Raw genomic sequence first — 21,384 nt, 5'->3', positions numbered from 1 at the left:
GGTGAAATGGTATGTCAAAGAAGAAAATGGGCCTATTGGTGATGGCCTATGGTACACCATATAAAGAAGAAGATCTGGAACGCTATTATACACATATCCGTCATGGAAGAGTCCCTTCCAGTGAACTGCTTGAAGACCTGCGGGGACGTTACGAGGCGATCGGGGGGATTTCCCCACTGGCGAAGATCACCCTTGATCAGGCGAAAAGCCTGGAGGAGCATTTGAATACGGTCCAAGACAACATTGAATTTAAAATGTATCTTGGGCTAAAGCATATCGAACCGTTCGTAGAAGACGCTGTGGAACAAATGCATCAAGACGGCATTGAAGAAGCAGTGTCCATCGTACTCGCACCTCATTTCTCCACGTTCAGCGTCAAATCATACAATGGACGTGCGAAAGAAACGGCGGAAAAGATCGGCGGTCCAAAGATCACATCGATTGAAAGCTGGTATGAGGAACCTAAATTCATTCAGTACTGGGTGGACAGGGTAAAGGAAACCTTTGCAGGAATGAGTGATGAAGAGCGAAACAAAGCGGTTCTCATTGTATCTGCACATAGCCTTCCTGAACGCATTCTGCAATCCGGAGATCCATATCCGAAGCAATTAGAAGAAACGGCGAAGATGATTGCAGAGGGAGCTGGCGTCACGGATTATGCAGTAGGCTGGCAAAGTGAAGGGAACACTCCCGACCCATGGATCGGTCCTGACGTTCAGGATCTGACAAGGGATCTTCACAGAGATAAGGGCTATACAACGTTTGTTTACACCCCGGTAGGATTTGTAGCTGATCATCTTGAAGTACTCTATGACAATGATTATGAATGTAAAGTCGTAACAGATGATATCGGAGCTTCCTACTATCGTCCGGAAATGCCCAATGCCAAACCGGAATTCATTGATGCCATGGCTGATGTCGTGTTAAAGCACCTTAAAAAATAATTTCCCGTTTTTGGCTGTACAGGAAGGACTGAAGCGAGTGGGTTCACTCTCACCGCTTTAGTCCTTCTCTATTATTGAACATGAAGATATTTCGTTAAAGAAGGCGATGAACGTGTTGGAACAACAAACCAAAAAGATTGTAGTCGTTGGTGGGGGGATCACCGGCTTAACCACGGTCTACTATCTGCAACAGAAAATAAAAGAAGAAAACCTGCCCATCGAAGTAAAGCTTGTAGAAGCCACCCATCGGTTAGGCGGCAAGGTCCAAACCCTCAATAAGGACGGCTATATCATCGAAAAGGGACCCGACTCTTGTTTATCAAGCAAAACTGAAATCTCCCGTTTAGCGGAAAAACTGGGTATGGAAGACAAGCTCGTTCGAAATCGCAAAGGCACTTCCTACTGTATAGCCGGTGGTGAACTTTATCCAATACCCGGGGGATCCATTGTAGGAATTCCAACCCAAATCGCCCCTTTCATCACAACAAGTTTATTTTCACTATCAGGAAAAATGAGGGCTGCTGCGGATTTTATCCTTCCACGCTCCCAGGAAAGAGAAGATCAATCATTGGGTAAATTCTTCAGGAGAAGAATGGGGGATGAGGTTGTTGACCACTTGATCGAACCGCTCTTAACGGGCATATTCGCCGGGGATATTGATCAACTAAGCTTAATGTCTACATTTCCGCAACTCTATGAATTGGAACAGAAACATCGGAGTTTAATAGCCGGCATCAAAAAGAGCGGACAAGCGGGAGAATCAAACGAAGAAGGGAACTTCTTGACTTTTACCGAGGGTCTTCAATCATTGATCGATGCCATGGAAGCAAGTTTGGAACCAAATACGGTATACAAGAGCATGAAGGTGACCAACATAGAAAAAGAGATCAGCGATGACTATACAATCACTTTCACGAACGGGGATCAAATGGAAGCTGACAGCGTCATCGTCACGACCCCGCATCACGTATTGCAATCCATGTTTCCCTCCTATCCATTCTTACATTTTCTGAAGGAGATGCCTGCTACGTCAGTGGCGACTGTTGCAATGGGATTCTCACAAGAGGCCATAAAGAAAGATATCGCCGGAACAGAGTTCCTGGTATCGAGAAATAGCGATTACTCCCTGACTGCGGGAACGTGGACACATAAAAAATGGCCACATACGGCTTCGGAAGGAAAAGCATTATTGCGTTGCTACCTTGGCAAGTCCGGTGACGAAACCATCGTGGATTTATCCGATGACCACATCGAGCAAATCGTGCTCGATGATTTGAGTAAGATCATGGAAATTGAAGGTCCGCCTGATTTCACAATCGTCTCACGCTATAAAAATTCAATGCCTCAATACACGGTTGGCCACAGGGAACGAATTCAAAGTATGTATGATCAAGCAGAGGCCACTCTGCCAGGAGTATTTATCGCCGGGAGTTCATATGATGGATTGAGTATTCCCGACTGCATCGGGCAGGGGGAGAGAACCGTATCGAAAGTGTTGGATTATTTGAACTAGTTAATTTTGAAGACTGCCGGGAAACTGGTGGTCTTTTTTTGTGGGCATCCGGAAGTTTCTCTATGCCGCACTTACAGATGAAAGAAGGCACCCTCTATTGAAGGTGCGTCCTACTTCACCACCCGATATCTTGAATGCTGAAGCACCCAATTCTGTGGAAAGGCAGAACCTAGCACCCAGTAGCTTAGTCCCCTTAATTTATAGGCATCCACCACCATTTGCTTTGAAAGCATGCTTCTTGCATCTTCAAACCAGACTTCATGCTGCTGCCCTGATTCATCCCAATATTTGAAGAATGGAGACTCGTATTGGTCATTGTATTGAATCCGCACCCCATATTTGCTTGCAAGGTCAATGGCACCCTGAGGAGAGACGGTTTTCGCAAAGGTCCCATCCACCCATGGGAGTTTCCAGTCTCGACCATATAAAGGAGCCCCCATGAGGATTTTATTGCGGGGTATGACTGTCACGGCGTAGTCCAGTACTTTTTTCACTTCATTGATAGGTGCAATCGCCCATGGTTTCCCGCCTGCCCATCCCCACTCGTAAGTCATAAGGACAACAAAGTCGACGATTTCTCCGTGAGCCTTATAGTCATGGGCTTCGTATAATAGCCCTTTTTGATCTCCCTTGATTTTTGGTGCGAGTGCAGTTGAGACAGAATAGCCTTTTGGTTTCAATGCAGAGACCGTCCTCCTTAAAAAGGAATTATAATTTTCCCGGTCTTCGGGGTAAACGTATTCGAAATCAATGTTCAATCCTTTATAGCCCTTCTCTTCCATTTTCTTCAGTATGGAAGAGATTAATGTGTTTTGCAGTGATTCACTTCTTAATATCGTTGCAACAAGATCGGAGTTGAATTTGCCGTCCACATAATTGGTCAGTACCAATAGCGGATCGACGTTTTGATTATCCGCAGCCGAAATTAGACCGGTATCGTTCAGTTCTGTAATCGAGCCTTCTTTTGTAATGGAATGGGTAAAAGGAGCAAGGTATGTGAAGTAGCTTCCCAGCCCATTCACTTCGGCTACTCCTTGACTGTCGGTCCTCGTGGTGTACGCATTCACCTCAATCACCGGCTTCGTGTTCGGGATCCGAATCTGTTGATTAGGGTAGATAAGGGATGGATTCGAGATGGCATTCGCATTTAAAATCTCTTGCATGGGAACTTTATAATTATAGGAAATGGTATAAAGGGTATCACCTGTTCGAACGGTATGAATGAAAGCAGGCATTACGATCAACTGACCGATAAATAGTGTGGAAGGGTCAGAGATCTGGTTGAATGTCTGTAGTTCATTGAGATCCATATAATACTTTTGACTGATCTTATAGAGCGAATCCCCTGGTTGGACGATATATTCTTTTAAAGGTTCCGGGATGAGAAGGCTTTGTCCGATAACAAGTAGATTCGGGTTTTTTAACTGATTTCCATAAGAGATCTGGTTCACCTCAACCCCGTACCTCGATGCAATCGACCAGAGTGTATCCCCGCTTTTTACTACGTAAATATTCATATGACACCTCCTGAACCGTCTTATATCTATAGCCTATTCAACAGGGCTTATTCGATATGAAGGAACAGGGGTAAAGAAAATGAAAAATATCACTTGTGTAATCCTTGCAGATGTGATAAATTTATCAATGTTAACAAAATGACTAAATTACAAATATGGTCAAACGGTCAAACGAGAGGAGTGAATTCATGGCGATTGATCGAAAGAAACAGATCCTCGAGGCAGCTACCAATTCTTTTTCATTGTTTGGATATAAAGCCACGACGATGGATCAAGTAGCTAAAATTGCGAATGTGGGAAAAGGAACGATTTATACATTCTTTAAGAATAAGGAAGAATTGTTCGACGAGATCGTTTCATCGTTAATTAATGAGATGACCTTTGAAGCAGAAGAAGTGATTAATCCCGATGCTACCTTTTCTGAAAATGTCCACCGTGCGTTGTTTCGTCTTCTCGAATTTCGAAAAGAGCATAAGCTGACGATCAAGTTATATCAGGAAGCTCGTGAAATGGGAACACCTGCTGTATCCGAGGTCATTGACCGCATGGAAAAAGTGGTCATAGAATTCTTGAGTCACCGGATTGAAAAGGCCGTTGCTTCAGGAGCGATTAAGCCCTGCAACCCGGAAATGACGGCATTTGTCCTGTTGAAGCTATACGTTTCCCTGATCTTTGATTGGGAACGTACACATGGTCCACTCGATAAAGATGAAATAGCCGACCTGTTTGAGCTGTATATCATTAAAGGGTTATCAAACTGATAGTCCTTCATTTTTAGGAAAAAATGACCAATTGAATAAAATAGTCATTTATTTTTTACCTTGGAATGACCGTTTCGATTTATTGGTCAATGGTTCAATTATTTAGATAAAACATAGGAGGAAGACATGAAAAAATCATTTATTGGTTCAGAATTCAAAGCGATTTTTCGCAATAAGAAATTGCTCATCCCGATCCTTGCCGTGCTATTTATTCCTGTACTATACAGCGGCATGTTCCTATGGGCATTCTGGGATCCGTACGAACAGCTTTCAGATCTTCCTGTAGCTGTTGTGAACAGTGACAAGGGTGCAGAGTTTGATGGTAAGGAGCTGCACATCGGATCGGAGCTTGTTGATAAGCTGAAGGAAAGCGATCAGTTCGATTTTCACTTCGTCGATAAAAAAGAAGGATACAAGAATCTGGAGAAACAAGACTACTATATGCTTGTGGAAATTCCAGAGGATTTCTCTGAAAACGGCACTACGCTGTTAGAAGAGAATCCTCAAAAACTTTCTCTGAAATATGTCCCGAATGAGAGCTTTAACTTCTTATCAGCTCAAATCGGGGATACGGCTATGAAAGAGATCAAAGCGAGTCTCTCTAAATCCGTTTCAGAAACGTATGCAGAAACAATGTTTGATAAGATTCAGGAAATGGGAGATGGTTTCCAGACTGCCAGTGACAAAGCGGGGGAAATCAACAATGGGGCCATTGATCTTTCTCAAGGTGCCAAGAAGCTAAAGGACAATTTAGCTGTTCTTGCTGAAAAGAACGTCGAGATGACAGACGGCGTGGCTAAAACCCGTGCAGGTGCCGAAAAACTCGCAAAAGGTTCTCAGGAATTATCTGACGGGGTCGGTGTCATGACGGATAAATCCCAGCAGCTATATAAAGGAACGCAGGATGTCCAATCCGGGTTGAATTCCCTTGCTGCCGGAATCGATAAAAGCAAGGCCGGTTTGGAACAAGTGGACGCTGGGCTTGATAGTGCCGTTGACAATACGGCTAAATTGCAGGCAGGTTCCCAAACCCTTGCAGAAAAAATCGGTGCCCTGAAAGGTGGGGCCGATAGCGCGCAAGCAGGCGCTCAGGCGATTGGTGCCGGGGCTTCAAAGCTTGAAGAAGAATTGGCTCCATTCATGGGAAGCCTTCCGGAAGAAAAGAAGGCTGAACTTCAGGCAGCCATCGATCAGATTAAGCAAGGTGCATCGGGACTTCAGACAGGTACAGGTGCTTTAAGTAATGGTGCTGGCGAACTTCAAAAAGGAGCGAACTCGCTTGCGGGTGGCATCGGTGCATTAAATGAAGGCCAGAAGAAACTTCAGGGTGGCGTGGATCAACTCGTAGCAGGTTCGGCACAGCTTGACGAAGGCTCGAATCAGCTTGTAGCCGGTCAAAACAAAGTGGTGGAAAACTACGGTTTATTAAATCAAAAACTTGGTGATGTATACCAGGGAACGGTAGGTCTTGCTTCAGGAGCAAATGAGCTGAGCTCAGGACTTAACCGGGTATATGATGGGTCCAATCAGCTGGCAGACGGATCAAGGAAACTCGCCGATGGTTCCACTGAGCTCGCAGACGGTTCAACGAAACTATCAGACGGAACAACGGAATACGAAGCGAAATTAAAAGATGCAGCAAAAGAAGCCAACGGTGTCAAAGCGGATGACGATACGTATGACATGATGGCGGGTCCAGTCGATGTGAAAAACGAGAAAATCAATCATGTTCCAAACTACGGAACAGGGTTTGCTCCTTATTTCTTATCTCTTGGACTATTCGTAGGGGCATTATTAATCTCGATTGTGTATCCGCTCCGAGAACCATCCAACCGCCCATCCAGCGGAATGAGCTGGTTCATGGGTAAATTTACTGTCCTTACGACAGTCGGGATCATCCAATCACTAATTGCAGCAGCAATCTTACTCTTCGGATTGGGCCTTGAAGTGGAAAGTGTACCATTATTCTTACTTTCTACTATTATTACAAGTCTTACATTCCTGGCATTGATTCAAATGCTGGTTACAATCCTTGGTGATCCGGGACGATTCGTCGCCATTATCATCTTGATTCTGCAATTAACAACGAGTGCCGGTACATTCCCACTCGAACTAATTCCGACTGCACTGCAACCAATCAGTGCGCTGTTACCGATGACGTACTCGGTATCAGCCTTCAAAGCGATCATTTCAAGCGGGGACTTTGCCTTCATGTGGCAAAACCTCTTCATCCTGCTTGGATACTTCATTGTGTTCGTTGCATTGACTGCCGTGTTCTTTGTAGGGTTATTCAAGAAACAATATACAAAAACAGTAGAAGCTTAAGGAAAAAAACGGTAGATGTCACACACATCTGCCGTTTTTTCTTCATAAAATGGACAAACCCCGGGTATACATGAACGTGTATACTAAATGGTGAGAGGTACATAATGGTGATACGCTGAAAGATACGAGGAGGATCAATCATGAAAAAAATAAGTTTGTTTATGCTCGTAGGGATTCTTGCATTGTTTATCGCTGCATGCGGTAATACAAATGAAGATAACGGAGCAAAAGAGGACGAAAAATTAGAAGCAATCGACGCAAAGTTAGACGTGCCTGAAAAAGGAGAAAAAGGCGAACCCGTTTCCCTTTCCACGAAAGTCACTCAAGGTGATGATACCGTCGATGATGCAGGTGAAGTGAAATATGAAATTTGGAAAAATGGTCATAAAGAAGAAAGCGAAATGATCGAAGCCAAGCACGAAAAAGGCGGACTTTATAAAGCGGAAAAAACATTTGAAGAAGACGGAATGTATACTGTTCAGGTTCACGTAACGGCCCGTGACATGCATACGATGCCTAAAACGGAAATTGCGATTGGAGAAGTAGAAGGCGGCGAACATGGACAAGCAGGTGAAGATCACCACCATGGTGACCATGAAAGTACCGTTTCCATACATTTGATGAAGCCGGATGTGGTCACAGCTGGTGAAGTAGCGGAAATGATGGTGCATGTAGAAAATAAAGAAGACGCACTGGAAGACGCCAGAGTCCGTTTTGAAATTTATCAGGAGGATCAAGAAAAGCATGAATGGGTTGATCTGAATCCAGGTGAAAAGGGAGAATACAAAGGCTCCTATACATTTCCGGAGAAAGGTTCCTATAATGTTCAGGTCCATGTCACCAAAGGAGAAGAAATTCACGAGCACACAATGGAAACAGTCGAAGTACAATAATCATAAAAAGGATGCTCTTCATTTTGAAGAGCATCCTTTTTCGTACCCCTTGATTTTCATGAACTCAGTATTCGTAGTCAGTCGTGCATTTTTCGCAATAAATGCCGTAGCATTCATGCTGCTCCTCAATTGTATCTCCACACTGTGCACAAGACTTAGGCGGCAAATTTCGAAAGAACTCAACAATATTTTTTACCATGTTCATCACCCTCCGTAAATTTGTATTCACCCATCAATTGTTCGTGTTATATAACTGATGTGTTAATTTATTTTATTGTATTATAACAGTATGAGTTTCGTCAACAATAAATTCTAAAATGGGCGGAAAAAATGAAAAAATAGGCACAATGAAGTATAGTAGGGGTACAGACTAAAGTGAAAGGAGATGTTCAAACATGAAGTTAACCATTATTGGTCAATGGGGCGGATATCCGAAGGCAGGAGAAGCGAGCACCGGGTATTTACTTGAAGCAAATGGCTTTAAACTGCTTATTGACTGTGGAAGTGGTGTACTATCCCATCTTCAACATCATATAGAAGCAACAGAGTTGGATGCAGTCCTTCTGTCCCATTATCATCCCGATCATGTCGCAGATATAGGTGTACTACAACACGCTTTATTGATTCAATACTTCCTGGGTAAAAACAAAGGTACCCTGCCTGTGTATGCCCACCGGGAAGATCAGCAAGGATACAATTCCCTTACATACAAAGATCTAATGACAGCCCACGAGTATACGGAGGACTCTTCTTTATCCCTTGGTCCCTTCACGGTCACGTTTGTGAAATCCAAGCATCCCGTCCCGTGTTACGGGATGAGAATCGAAGCAGGTGGGGAATCCCTCTTTTATACAGCAGATTCCGCCTACAGGGAAGAATTCGTTTCATTCGGACAGGATGCTGACCTGCTTCTATGTGAATGTAATTTCTATGGGGAGATGGATGCATCAAACGCTGGTCATATGACTAGTCTCGACGCCGGAAGACTTGCTCAGAAAACCAATGCCCGGAACCTCATCCTCACACATCTGCCTCATTTCGGGGACTTGGAGCAGTTAATTACAGAAGCGAAAACGATTTATAGCGGTCATGTATCATTAGCAGAAAAAGATATGGTAGTAGAAATTTAGGAGGAAAAACGATGTTATTTATTGATAATAAAGGGATCACAGATCCGCGGATCAATCTTGCTATAGAAGAATATGCACTGAAGAACTTAGATATTAATGAGAGTTATTTATTATTTTACATCAATGAACCTTCCATCATCATCGGAAAGAATCAAAATACAATCGAAGAGATCAATACAGATTACGTGGAGAAACAGGGGCTTCATGTCGTACGCCGTCTTTCCGGTGGAGGAGCCGTGTATCATGACCTGGGAAACCTGAACTTCAGCTTTATCACGAAAGATGACGGGGAAAGCTTCCACAATTTCAAAAAATTCACTGAACCTGTTGTAACGGCCCTTCATAAACTCGGAGTGAAAGCAGAGCTGAGCGGTCGTAACGATATCATCGCAGAAGGCAGAAAGATCTCCGGAAATGCCCAGTTCTCCACCAAAGGTCGGATGTTCAGTCACGGGACGCTGCTGTTCGATTCCGAAATGGAAAACGTCGTGTCCGCTCTCCGGGTGAAAAAAGACAAGATCGAATCAAAAGGAATTAAATCGATCCGGAGCCGTGTAGCCAATATTTCAGAATTCCTGACTGAACAAATGACCATAGAAGATTTCCGCTCAACCCTCCTTGATTTCATCTTTGAAGGGAGCGACGTAGAAGAATATGTCCTGACGGAAGAAGACTGGAAGAACATCCATGAACTTTCAAAAGAACGCTATCAGAACTGGGATTGGAACTATGGGAAATCCCCAAAATTCAATCTCCAGCATTCCCACCGCTTCCCGGTCGGTTCAATCGATGTCCGCCTCGAAGTGAATAAAGGGAAGATTGATAACTGTAAAATCTTCGGTGATTTCTTCGGAGTGGGAAATGTAGAAGACATCGAAGAAAAGCTGGCAGGTACACGCTACGAGCGAAAAGACATTGCCGGGGCATTGGAAGGTGTTGATATACAACACTATTTCGGTAATATCACAAAGGATGAATTTGTTGATTTAGTGTATTGATAAATGGAAAAACCGTCCAAATTGGGCGGTTTTTTTACATCAATATACTTGTATTAATACTATTCTTTATATAGAATATATTTTGAATACTTTTAATAGTTAGATGAATGACCATTCATTCATTTCATTGAAAAAGGGGAGGGATACAATTGAATATTGCTACACGGTTAGATCAAATCGCTCAAGAGAAAGCAGATAAAACAGCGTATCATTTCTTGAATACCTCAAGTACATACGGGGAATTGAATGGTGCTGTATCGAAATTTGCAAGCGGCTTAGAGCAATTGGGTCTGAAAAAAGGAGATCATATTGCGCTTGTATTGGGGAATTCACCGCATTTTGTCATCGGATTATATGGAGCCCTGCGTCTTGGATTAAAGGTCATTCCGATCAATCCGATCTACACGCCGGATGAGATTGGCTACATTCTGAAAAATGGTGATGTGAAGGCCATTCTTACACTTGATCTGCTCGTGCCTTTAATTGAAAAAATGCAGCATCTGTTATCGGATGTGGAGCACTTCATCCTGTGTGAATCTGGAGATGAACGGGCGAAGGATATTGATTTAGACAAAATTTCTCTTGCGTACCCTAAAATGAAATCGTTTACAAGTGTTTTGGGGAAAGGGGACCCTGGCTTTAAAGGTGAGTCAGTGGATGAGAATGAGGTTGCCATCATTCTTTACACTTCCGGAACAACAGGGAAACCAAAAGGCGCCATGCTCACTCATAAAAATATTTATTCCAATGCGACCGACGTTGGCAGCTATTTACGAATGAATGAAGATGATACCGTCATTACCGCTCTGCCGATGTTCCATGTTTTCTGTTTAACAGTGGTCCTGAATGCACCGCTTTTGAGAGGAGCCACCTTGTTAATCGTTCCACGCTTCAGTCCAAAGGCCATTTTTGAGTTATCAAAGGCGTATCAGCCAACCGTATTCGCCGGAGTCCCGACCATGTACAACTTCCTGTTTCAGTATCCTGATGGGGACCCGGAAGATCTATCATCTCTTCGTCTCTGTATTTCAGGCGGCGCATCCCTGCCGGTGGCTCTCTTGAAAAACTTTGAAAAGAAATTCAATGTCATGATTTCTGAAGGGTATGGATTATCCGAAGCGTCACCTGTGACATGCTTCAACCCGCTGGATCGGCCCAGAAAGCCGGGATCGATCGGAACATCAATCATGAACCTGGAGAATAAAGTCGTCGATGAAATGGGAGAAGAAGTCCCTGTCGGACAGGTCGGCGAACTGATCGTCAAAGGACCGAATGTCATGAAGGGCTATTACAAGATGGAAGAAGAAACCGCCGCAACGATCCGTGACGGCTGGTTATATACCGGGGACCTTGCCCGCATGGATGAAGATGGCTACTTCTACATTGTGGACCGTAAAAAAGAGCTGATCATTGTAGGGGGTTACAACGTTTACCCTCGTGAGGTCGAAGAAGTGCTATACAATCATCCAGGTATCGTGGAAGCAGCGGTCATCGGTGTACCGCATCCTGAACTTGGTGAAGCCGTCAGCAGCTATGTTGTAAAAAGCGATCCATCCCTGACGGAACAGGATGTGCTGGAATACTGTAAAGAACATCTTGCAAAATACAAGCTTCCGGCAGCCATTGAATTCCTTGAGGAACTGCCGAAAAACACAACAGGAAAGATCTTAAGAAGAGCGTTGAAGGAGCAAGTACTTCAGTCATAAAAAAGAAGATGTTCAGTGGAGCACTGAGCATCTTTTTTTTTCATTTCATAGCTTTACTGGCCTGTAATAGCTTTGATTCACCTTTTTCCCACGTCTCAACCTGCTCAATTGCCTGCTCGGGAGTGAATCCCTGGCCGACCAATACACCAGATAAGATAAATTCCTGGAAGAGGTGAGTAAGGTTGATACCTTCTTCCACCTCCGATAATGCACGGGTCACGAGTGGTTGGATATATTCCACCCACTGATCGGGAAGGCTTTTCGTTTCACGGTAGTACGGATTGACATATTGGTCCGCTTGTTGGTGTTGGAAGTAAGGGTTTTGATTTGGATGTTGATACATAATAGCATACAGCTCCTTTATGGGTAGATGTCACGAACAGTCTATGCATCAGCACGGGAAATGTTCTGCCCTTTTGAAAAATGAAAGGGTTTTCTCGATTCGTGTCGAATCATACATAAGGAGGAAACACTTATACAAAGGGGAGAACAAACATGGAATCCATTTTACTAGAACAAAAGGGTAATGTTGCAACAGTGACCATCAACCGGCCGGATGCAATGAATGCCTTTAATTACGATACACTGAACGAGCTTCAACAGGTCGTCGAAGCACTCCGAATCAACCCGGACGTACGGGTCGTCATCTTCACAGGAAGCGGGGAAAAAGCCTTCTCCGTCGGAGCGGATCTTAAGGAACGCAAAACCTTGACTGAACAGCAGGTCATTCGCAACGTCTACAAGATCGGCGAAGTCTTTCAATCCGTCGCCACCCTTCCGCAGCCGACCATTGCTGCTATGAACGGCTATGCATTCGGGGGAGGGATGGAACTTGCTCTTGCATGCGACTTCCGAATAGCTGTTGCGGGAACGACAATGGGACTGACCGAGACAAGTCTTGCCATCATTCCGGGAGCAGGAGGGACTCAGCGTTTACCGCGACTGGTCGGTGAATCCAAAGCCCTTGAACTTATTTTGACGGCTAAACGTTTAACCTCAGAAGAAGCATTGGATATCGGACTTGTTACGAAGGTAGTAGAAAAAGAGCATTTCATGGGTGAAGTCCACGGATTCGTGGAACCGATGTTAGCGAACGGACCGGTTGCCCTTCAGCAGGCTAAGTTTGCTGTTAAAAATGGGATGAACGTGGACCTGCAGACAGGATTACAGATTGAGAGAAAGGCATATGAAATCACGATCCCGACTGAAGACCGGGTGGAAGCTTTACTGGCATTCAGTCAGAAGCGGAAGCCGGATTTTAAGGGGAAGTGATTTGAACGTATTGCCTGATTGATGTTTTATGTGAGTTTGCAGATCTGCTGTGGAGCCAGCCTGGCTCTCGTGGCGGATCTTTTTTTTGGTGACGACTGGTGGAAATTCACTTTTGAAAATAAACGTGGTGTTTTTGAAAATAAAATCTTGTTTATGATAATAAAATCCTATTTTTGAAAATAAACGAGTTAGTTTTGATAATAATTTTTTCTTTCACAGGTTGTTCTTAAGGGGTTCCATATGGAGCCTCTTTATTTACGAGGGTCTATCATAAAACCAGATTTCATGTAAAATAGACAATCATACCAAACTGCACAGGAGTGACTCCCGTGAAAAAGAAAAAGCTTAAACTGAGTACCATCATCATTCTTTTCGTCTGTGTCGTTGTCCTCGTTTCCCTTGTCATAACCGATCTGCTGATTTCAAGGACGATCAATGATAATATAGAAGCGAATATTGAAGAGAAAGCCAAGATTGTGTCAAGGACCGTGGCTCACTCGACGATTGTGAAGAACGGCCTTCAGAATCAAGAAAAGGAAGACAACATACAAGAATACACTTTGGATATCCAAGATTCAGCAGAGGTCCTGTTTGTTGTGGTGATGGATATGGAGGGCATAAGGAAATCCCATCCCAATCCTGATCGAATCGGCAAGCACTTTGTCGGTGGGGACGAGAAAGACGTGTTGGAAGGCAAAGAAAGCCTGTCCATTTCTGAAGGCACTCTAGGTAAGTCTGTCAGGGCTTTTTCTCCCGTTTACAATGAGAAACATGAACAGATCGGGGCAGTATCTGTCGGGATTTCCCTAAATAGTGTGGAGGAAGCGCTGAATCAAAGCCATTACAATATTTTAGTGGGGTCGGCTCTTGGAATCATTGTCGGGGTCGTAGGTGCTGTTATCATTGCCCGCTATATAAAGAGAATATTATTTGGGCTTGAACCCTTTGCAATCGCGAAGATCTTGGAGGAGCGGAATACGATGCTTCAGTCTGTCCATGAAGGAGTAGTGGCTGTGAATAAAGATACCACCATTTCCCTGGCGAATAAATCAGCATTGAAAATATTCAATAAAGCTGGACTGAGCTCTGATCCGATAGGTATGCCCATTAAGGAATACATGCCGCATACCCGTCTTGAACGGGTGATGGAGACGGGGAAACCCGAACTTGACGAGGAGCAGACGATCAACGGGGTATCTATACTCGTGAACCGGGTTCCATTAATCGTCAATGACGAAGTGGTCGGAGCGATTTCCACCTTTCGTGATAAGACAGAAGTGAATCAATTAGCGGAACAACTAACCGGTGTAAAATCATATGCGGAAGCTTTACGGGCCCAGTCACATGAATTCATGAATAAGATGCATGTGATTCTGGGACTCGTAAAGATGAGGGACTACGGCCATTTAGACCGGTATGTGAAAGAACTGGTTTCCTTCCGTGTCGACGAAGTGAGCATGGTGACCACTAGAGTGAAAGATCCCGCCCTTGCCGGTTTTATCATGGGGAAACTAAGCTACGCGAGGGAAAAGAACGTTTCGTTAACCTTCGAATGCCACGACTTTCTTCCGGAACCAAGGGACCCTGCGGTTACCCATGAACTGATAACGGTCATTGGAAACCTATTGGATAATAGTATTGATGCTACGATGGATTGTGACGAAAAGGAAGTGTTGATGGAAATATTTTATCAGGATGGTCAGTTAGAAATGGTTGTGACCGATACAGGAATAGGGATGCCGGATGATATGGTAGAGGATATTTTCACCAAGGGGTATTCTTCCAAGGGAGAAGGACGGGGCTACGGTCTTTTCCTAGTGAAAGAGAGTATCGGTAAGCTGAATGGGACCCTGCATGTTGAATCGAAGGAAGGTTCTGGGACGACCTTGATTGTTCAGGCTTCATATGAGGAGGGGATGAAGGGTGATTAATGTATTGATCGTGGAAGATGATCCAATGGTGGCCCGGTTTAATCAAAGGTATCTGGAAGAAATCAATGGATTTCATTTAATCGGCATTTCGAATTCTATTGAAGATGCAATGGAGAAGGTAAATGAGCACAAGGTCGATTTAATTTTATTGGATGTTTATTTACCCGGGAAACAAACGGGAATGGACTTATTGGAGCAAATACGCAAAGAACAACGGGAAATAGATGTCATCCTCATCACAGCGGCATCAGAAGTCGAAAATATTCAAAGTGCCCTCAGGATGGGCGTTGTGGATTATCTAATCAAGCCCTTTGAATTTGAACGGTTTAAAAAAGCGTTGACGTCTTACCGGGAGAGTAATTCTATGCTTCATAAGCATTCTACCATTGGACAGGACGAACTGGATCTACTTTTACTAAGGGAAGTACAACAAACCCGGGAGGAGGTGCCCCTTCCTAAAGGATTGACTCGAAGTACATTAGCGTCTATTTTCCAAGAGCTTGTTAGTTTCGAAGAGGAGTCATTTTCAACAGATGATATAGCAGATGTGACGTCGATCTCACGGGTGTCGATCAGAAAGTACCTGAGGTTCTTGAAAGAAATCGGGGTGGTGGATGAAACCTTGGTCTATGGAATCGGAAGGCCGGTATTTCGGTATACGTTAAAGAAAATGAATATCCCCAGAATCGAAAGTTATTTATAAGCAGCTTATGGCTGCTTATTTTAATTTCAAAAAACAAACAATAGTTTCATAATCTATGAAATCATAAAACGTTTTCATAAAATGAATATAAATGTAAGCGGTTGCTAAAGTGCGATTACAGGGGTGTAAGGAAGAGAGTGCTGGAAAGAGCGGTACAGCATTTTAGTTCGTACGTATAAATCGACAAAGGGGATGAACAAGATGGGACAAACAGCTTCAACACTTTCATATGAAAATGAGAAAACAAAAGAGGATGGGACGGATACGAGAGATCGTGCTCTAAGGGTTTTCAATATGCCGCTCCTTTGGTTCCTGATCTTTACGGGGATTACGCTGGTTAGCATGTATACGGGGAACCTGCCTGGAGGGATGATCGGAAGCCTTCTTGTCATGATGGTCCTGGGTGAATTATTTGGATGGGCGGGAGACAGAACACCCATCGTGAACACATTCCTGGGAGGCGGTGCTATCATAGCGATTTTCGGCGCGGCTTATATGGTCTATGCCGGGTTGCTTCCTGAGGACACGGTCACATCCATGACCGACTTTATGAAGTCTGGCGGATTCTTGAATTTTTATATTGCGGCGTTAATCACCGGAAGTATATTGGGGATGAATTCGAAAGTATTGGTAAAGGTGGGCCTCCGCTACTTCTTGCCAATCTTCGGGGCTGTGGCAGGAGCAATCATCGTAGCAGGTATATTTGGATCTCTGGTCGGCTTTACCCTTAAAGAAGCCATCCTTGTCATTACCATGCCAATCATGGGTGGTGGAATGGGAGCGGGCGCAGTGCCAATGAGTCAAATCTATTCAGAAATGATGGGTAATGATCCGAGCTATTATATATCGATGCTTGTACCGGCACTTGCGTTGGGAAATGTTTTTGCCATCATTCTGGCATCGGTACTTGATATTATCGGAAAAAAGGTCCCTTCCCTGAGCGGGAACGGGCAGCTCATGAAAGGCTTTACCTATGAGAAAACAAAGCAGAAGTATCATATTGAAAAGATGGGAGTAGGCTTACTTGCTGCCCTGACATTCTTTACGGTCGGTACCTTGCTTGGATCCATTCTTCCGCTTCATCCTTATGCAATCATGATCATTCTAGTGGCTGTGGCGAAGATTTCAAATATCATTCCACAAAATGTAGTAGAGGGAGCGAGTCAGTGGTATCAATTTGTAGCCGCTAACTGGACTTTCGCTTTACTATTTGGGATCGGTGTTGCGTACACGGATTTGAATACGGTCCTTGAGGCCTTGACTCTTCAATATATCCTGACCGTACTCGGAGTGGTCCTGGGGGCGGTCATCGGTGCAGCAATCCTTGGGAAACTGGTTGGCTTTTATCCGATCGAAGCAGCTATCACAGCGGGGCTGTGCATGGCGAATATGGGAGGAACAGGGGATGTTGCCGTATTGTCAGCATCCAAACGAATGGAGCTTATGCCATTCGCACAGATTTCTTCACGACTGGGTGGCGCATTGATCCTGCTGTTAGCCGGATTAATTATCCCACTCTTGTAAATGTGGTACACTTAGGCTTGACTCTAGTAGTCAGGCCTATCTTTCATTTTAATAGATTGTGGTGACATGAATGGACGTAATATTAATTGTACTGCCTGCCTTACTGGTCTTTGCTGTTGGATATATAGGACAAAAGAAACTTGGTTTTGAGATCAATTCGATTTCGAAGATGGCCATCTACTTAATGTATCCTTTCCTGGCGTTCAAGACCTTTTACGAAAATGAACTGAATATGGATTATCTTTATATTTTTCTCTTTTGTATCGCACTTTGTGTAATATTGATTGTTTCCGTTAAAATAGTGGCTGCGATCAGGAATTATTCAAAACCGAAAGAATCGGCTATGATCCTTTCCGGCGTTTTCATGAATTCGGGTAATTACGGTGTACCCATCATTCTGTTCGGGTTTGGCGAACTCGGTTTTCGCTATGCGGTCATCATGATGGTGATTCAGTCGTTCCTCATGAATACGATTGGTTTATACTACGCCATTAGCGGGAGTGACAAAGCAAGGGGACCGAAGGAAATCTGGATAAAGATCGTCAAGATGCCAATCTTGTATGGAGCGTTTATCGGGCTTGCCTTTCAAGTATTGCATCTTCACGTTTCACTATTTTTAACTCAAACGATAGATTTGATCTCCCAAGCAACGATTCCTACAATCATGGTGGTTCTTGGGATGCAGCTGGCCACGCTTGGAGGGAAGAAAGTGGAGAGAAGGGCATTATCCTTCATCGTGATCATGAGAATGGTCGCTTCGCCAATTCTGGCATTGGCGATCGTCTCCCTGCTGCCGATTTCCTCTACACTCGGTTCGATTCTTATTATATTGGCCAGCATGCCGACCGCTGCAAATACAACGATGTTTTCACTGCAATTCAATACAGAACCTGATCTCGTGTCAGCAAGTACTTTAGTCACGACCCTTTTGAGTATCGTGACGATTCCGGTTATGTTGGCACTGGTTTCATAGTGTAAAACCACTTGAGCGTTCTTGCTCAGGTGGTTTTTTTATGGAAGCTCATCTTTTGACAGAAACCGAAGAATCCATTACTATTGTAAAATGAATTCCAACCAAATCAATAAGATTAAGGAGGATTTGCTATGGCTGACTATGTTCAACCAATCAATGAACAAAAAGGTCCGGAGAAAAAGAGTACCGAATTGAACTCACCACAGACGTCATTAGTGGCTGTTGGGCTCATCGTATCAGCGGTTCTTGGCCTATACCTGCTCTTTACACAGGAATTGGCCCAAACCGTGCTTCTCGTTCTCGGACTTCTGTTAGGATATACATTATTTCATGCACGATTCGGATTCACTTCTGCCTTCCGTAGGGTAATGTCTGTCGGAAACGGGCAGGCGATGCGTGCCCATATGGTGATGCTTGCCGTTGCCGTTACCTTGTTTGCACCGATTCTTGCTACAGGGTACACATTTTTTGGAGGGGAAGCGGCAGGCTATGTGTCACCAGTCGGTGTCAGCCTGATTGTTGGTGCCTTTCTGTTCGGGATCGGGATGCAGCTCGGGGGAGGATGTGCTTCGGGTACCCTTTATGCAATTGGCGGAGGACGTTCCGTCATGTTCATTACGCTGTTATTCTTTATTGTAGGTGCAACCGTCGGAGCGGCTCATCTTCCCTTTTGGACAGAGGAGCTTCCTTCCTTTAAGCCGATTTCGCTGGCCACATCCACTGGATTAGGTTATTTCGGGGCATGGGTCGTCTCCATGTTATTCTTCGCCTTCGTTGCATGGGTCACCCTTCGAATTGAAAAGAAGAAGAATCCCCCTCGTATGGCAGTTCTTCCGTCAGCAAAAGGGTGGAAGCGGATCTTCCGTGGATCCTGGCCGCTTCTTGCAGCTGCCATCGTTCTTGCGGTATTGAATGCCCTCACTCTCATGACAAGGGGAAATCCATGGGGAATTACGTCGGCCTTTGCGTTATGGGGATCCAAGGTGGCCGGAATGTTCGGTGTGGATGTTGCTGGCTGGGGCTATTGGTCGGGAGCCAATGCCGAGGCCCTTCAAGCGTCAATCTTTGCTGATTCCACAACCGTATTGAATTTCGGTGTCATTCTTGGAGCATTCCTTGCCTCTGCAGCCGGAGGGTTATTCCGTTTCAATAAGATTACTGGTAAAAATGCCATGGCATCGGTCATTGGCGGACTGTTGATGGGATACGGTGCCCGATTGGCATTTGGATGTAACATCGGTGCGTACTTCGGAGGAATTGCTTCCTTCAGCCTTCATGGGTACATCTGGGGAATCCTGGCCCTTGCCGGCACATTCCTTGCACTATATCTTCGTCCACTGTTCGGCTTGTCCGTTCCAAAACCGAAGGATACGTTCTGTTAATGGTAAGCGTGGGAAATTCTTGTTCCCACGCTTTATTTTTTTCTAGAGATGTTTTAATTCCTGTCTCAGGTAAGCGCCGCGAGCTTCTATGAACTGAAGGATGAAGGAAGGTTCCCGGTCATACAAATCAATATCTTTCTGAAAATGGGGGTCCATCAGGATATAGGGTCTCAGGGAAGAATGTAAGCTCATCACTTTGTCTTCAAGGTATGCCACAGTGAACGTCGTATCGAGAATTTCCTCCAATATATCCTTATATAATTTCCGGAATCGGGATCGTTTCATCAGCTGTGTGGTCAGTTTGTTTTTCGTTTTTCCCGTAATCGGCACATAATCCCATTCCATGACGTCCCCGTTCACACGTCTTCCAAACGTAGCGTCGTAATCCCACGGTATGATGGAAAATAGTTGATCTCTCCTGTTCAGATACAGAGCGTAGTTATGGGTGAATCCATCATTATTCATCGTACAGACAGCCCCGGCAAGCCACCTCAAGTAGTTTTCAATGTGTAAGAGCCGAGGGATTTCATGTAGGAAGGTGGAAGGTGAATTGATTTTCTTGATGAAGTGGATGAGTGTATGATCATCTTCCATATTTCCGAGTTTTCGCTGGTATCCTGATGTCAGGCCCCGTTTTCCCTTTTGTGAGAAGTCAGCTTTGTCGCTGACAGCATAATAAATCGTCCCCGGGGGAAGATCTCTCTTTTTCAGGTAGATCTCATCCACTGATTCAAGCTGAAGGTATAAACCTATAGGCTCTCCATTCAGGGTAAGGAATACATGCTTATTCTCCGGTGTGTGGATGCCTGCTTCCCTCATGAAATCAAGGGAAAGTTTATTCCGGAAATGGGAGGGGTCAATGGACTCTGCGTTCAAGTGTAGTTCTGATGATTCGTCAGAAGCGCGTTGGTTGGCAAATTCTATATGATACGACTTTTTTTCCAATTCCCTTGTATAGGATCCCCTGTACCGGATATGGATATCATGTACGGCATCTTCCATTTTCAATTGAGCCGGAACGGGAGTGTTACTCCATACATCACGTTCCAGCTCCCGTAAATCAGCATGATCGAATTGGAGGTCAAATGAGGGCAGGGAAGGGGTCATGTTCATTATTCTCCTCTCAACTTAAAGATGTAATAGTATATTGGTCAGTTCCAAAGTTTGACACGAGAAAAATAGCAGTCATGAAATGGAGGTCCCATTTCATGACTGCTTTATTCTTCCCCGTAATAGATGACCATTTGGCAGACAGCTTCTTGATTCGACTCGTTGGAGTATTCATGACCGGAGTCGGCGGCGAATCGAATCGAACTTCCTGCCGTCAATTCATACTTTTCCTCTGCAATCTTCAGGGAAATCACTCCTGAAAGGACCGTGATGTATTCCTCCACACCCTTCGTATGTCCTTCATTCCGATAGGTACAGCCCGGTTTCATTTCCACCCGATAGCTTTCCCATTTCTTTAAGGGATCGAAAGGGAAGATGGGATATACGATGTAGTTCCCGTCATCTTCAAGCACAGGCTGCACGTCTTCATAATGAATGATGGACACCAGGCTGCTCGGCTTTTCGATGAGGGAAGAAAAGGATACCTTCAAGCCATTGGCAATCTTCCACAGAATTGCAACGGTAGGATTCGAATCACCCCGTTCAATTTGACCGATCATCGCCTTGCTGACCCCTGTCCGCTCAGCCATTTGTTCAAGGCTGAACCCCCGTTCTCTCCGGATCTTTCTGATATTATCACCAATTTGTATCGGGAAATTTTCCATGAACAAAACTCCTCTTGTCTAACATAACGTCTATATG

19 protein-coding genes are annotated in these 21,384 nt (G+C 44.4%); 14 read left to right on the top strand and 5 right to left on the bottom strand.

All coding sequences use genetic code 11. The features are described from left to right. Positions 1-11: 11 nt before the first annotated feature. On the top strand, positions 12-944 hold the full coding sequence (gene hemH, locus AM506_RS02470; protein WP_060670453.1) for a ferrochelatase: 933 nt from the start codon (positions 12-14) through the stop codon (positions 942-944). 115 nt (positions 945-1,059) lie between these two features. Beyond that, positions 1,060-2,457, top strand: a complete 1,398-nt coding sequence (hemY, locus tag AM506_RS02465) for a protoporphyrinogen oxidase (protein WP_060670697.1) — start codon at positions 1,060-1,062, stop codon at positions 2,455-2,457. A gap of 110 nt (positions 2,458-2,567) precedes the next feature. Here hemY and AM506_RS02460 read toward each other — a convergent pair whose 3' ends face one another. Beyond that, complete coding sequence (locus AM506_RS02460; protein ID WP_060670450.1) at positions 2,568-3,974, bottom strand: LysM peptidoglycan-binding domain-containing protein; 1,407 nt, start codon at positions 3,972-3,974, stop codon at positions 2,568-2,570. 188 nt (positions 3,975-4,162) lie between these two features. On the opposite strand from AM506_RS02460, the gene AM506_RS02455 reads away from it, so the two are divergent. The 3 genes from AM506_RS02455 to AM506_RS02445 all read left to right on the top strand — a co-directional run bounded on the left by AM506_RS02455 (position 4,163) and on the right by AM506_RS02445 (position 7,953). Next, positions 4,163-4,735: a TetR/AcrR family transcriptional regulator gene (locus AM506_RS02455; protein WP_060670448.1), complete on the top strand. Its 573-nt coding sequence runs from the start codon at positions 4,163-4,165 to the stop codon at positions 4,733-4,735. 126 nt (positions 4,736-4,861) lie between these two features. After that, entirely contained in the window at positions 4,862-7,060 is a 2,199-nt protein-coding gene (locus AM506_RS02450) for a YhgE/Pip domain-containing protein (protein WP_060670446.1), read from the top strand. Between the two features lie 140 nt (positions 7,061-7,200). Further along, positions 7,201-7,953 (top strand): FixH family protein, encoded by a 753-nt coding sequence (locus AM506_RS02445; RefSeq protein WP_060670444.1) that lies wholly within the window; start codon positions 7,201-7,203, stop codon positions 7,951-7,953. Between the two features lie 64 nt (positions 7,954-8,017). Here AM506_RS02445 and yhfH read toward each other — a convergent pair whose 3' ends face one another. Then, entirely contained in the window at positions 8,018-8,152 is a 135-nt protein-coding gene (gene yhfH / locus AM506_RS21980; RefSeq protein WP_079533738.1) for a protein YhfH, read from the bottom strand. A 196-nt stretch (positions 8,153-8,348) separates the two neighbouring features. Here yhfH and AM506_RS02440 point away from each other — a divergent pair, with 196 nt between their 5' ends. The 3 genes from AM506_RS02440 to AM506_RS02430 all read left to right on the top strand — a co-directional run bounded on the left by AM506_RS02440 (position 8,349) and on the right by AM506_RS02430 (position 11,787). Then, positions 8,349-9,083 (top strand): MBL fold metallo-hydrolase, encoded by a 735-nt coding sequence (locus AM506_RS02440; RefSeq protein ID WP_060670442.1) that lies wholly within the window; start codon positions 8,349-8,351, stop codon positions 9,081-9,083. 11 nt (positions 9,084-9,094) lie between these two features. Continuing rightward, positions 9,095-10,081, top strand: coding sequence for a lipoate--protein ligase (locus tag AM506_RS02435; protein ID WP_060670440.1), 987 nt, complete (start codon positions 9,095-9,097; stop codon positions 10,079-10,081). A gap of 149 nt (positions 10,082-10,230) precedes the next feature. Next, the gene (locus AM506_RS02430; protein ID WP_060670438.1) at positions 10,231-11,787 is read left to right on the top strand and encodes a fatty acid--CoA ligase family protein; all 1,557 of its coding nucleotides are present in this window, start codon (positions 10,231-10,233) and stop codon (positions 11,785-11,787) included. A 40-nt stretch (positions 11,788-11,827) separates the two neighbouring features. Here AM506_RS02430 and AM506_RS02425 read toward each other — a convergent pair whose 3' ends face one another. Then, positions 11,828-12,130, bottom strand: coding sequence for a hypothetical protein (locus tag AM506_RS02425; protein ID WP_060670435.1), 303 nt, complete (start codon positions 12,128-12,130; stop codon positions 11,828-11,830). 152 nt (positions 12,131-12,282) lie between these two features. Between AM506_RS02425 and AM506_RS02420 the strand changes: the two genes are divergently transcribed. From AM506_RS02420 to AM506_RS02395, 6 genes are all read left to right on the top strand, one after another. Beyond that, the gene (locus AM506_RS02420; protein WP_060670434.1) at positions 12,283-13,059 is read left to right on the top strand and encodes an enoyl-CoA hydratase-related protein; all 777 of its coding nucleotides are present in this window, start codon (positions 12,283-12,285) and stop codon (positions 13,057-13,059) included. Positions 13,060-13,388: 329 nt separating this feature from the next. Beyond that, complete coding sequence (gene dcuS, locus AM506_RS02415) at positions 13,389-14,990, top strand: DcuS/MalK family sensor histidine kinase (protein WP_060670432.1); 1,602 nt, start codon at positions 13,389-13,391, stop codon at positions 14,988-14,990. Beyond that, entirely contained in the window at positions 14,983-15,693 is a 711-nt protein-coding gene (locus tag AM506_RS02410) for a response regulator (protein ID WP_060670430.1), read from the top strand. The genes dcuS and AM506_RS02410 overlap by 8 nt, the downstream gene beginning before the upstream one ends. A 201-nt stretch (positions 15,694-15,894) precedes the next feature. Beyond that, a complete protein-coding gene (locus AM506_RS02405; protein ID WP_060670428.1) occupies positions 15,895-17,217 on the top strand; it encodes a 2-hydroxycarboxylate transporter family protein in 1,323 nt (440 codons plus the stop codon). Between the two features lie 70 nt (positions 17,218-17,287). Beyond that, the gene (locus tag AM506_RS02400) at positions 17,288-18,190 is read left to right on the top strand and encodes an AEC family transporter (protein ID WP_060670426.1); all 903 of its coding nucleotides are present in this window, start codon (positions 17,288-17,290) and stop codon (positions 18,188-18,190) included. A 131-nt stretch (positions 18,191-18,321) separates the two neighbouring features. After that, complete coding sequence (locus AM506_RS02395; RefSeq protein WP_060670425.1) at positions 18,322-19,572, top strand: YeeE/YedE family protein; 1,251 nt, start codon at positions 18,322-18,324, stop codon at positions 19,570-19,572. Between the two features lie 42 nt (positions 19,573-19,614). On the opposite strand, the gene AM506_RS02390 is transcribed toward AM506_RS02395, so the two are convergent. Then, complete coding sequence (locus AM506_RS02390) at positions 19,615-20,685, bottom strand: CotH kinase family protein (RefSeq protein WP_235576023.1); 1,071 nt, start codon at positions 20,683-20,685, stop codon at positions 19,615-19,617. 104 nt (positions 20,686-20,789) lie between these two features. Next, the gene (locus tag AM506_RS02385) at positions 20,790-21,347 is read right to left on the bottom strand and encodes a helix-turn-helix domain-containing protein (protein WP_060670421.1); all 558 of its coding nucleotides are present in this window, start codon (positions 21,345-21,347) and stop codon (positions 20,790-20,792) included. Positions 21,348-21,384 lie beyond the last annotated feature (37 nt).

The organism is Rossellomorea vietnamensis, from assembly GCF_001305855.1.
Taxonomy (GTDB): Bacteria; Bacillota; Bacilli; order Bacillales; family Bacillaceae_B; genus Rossellomorea; species Rossellomorea vietnamensis_A.
This window is presented reverse-complemented; position numbering and strand designations above follow the sequence as displayed.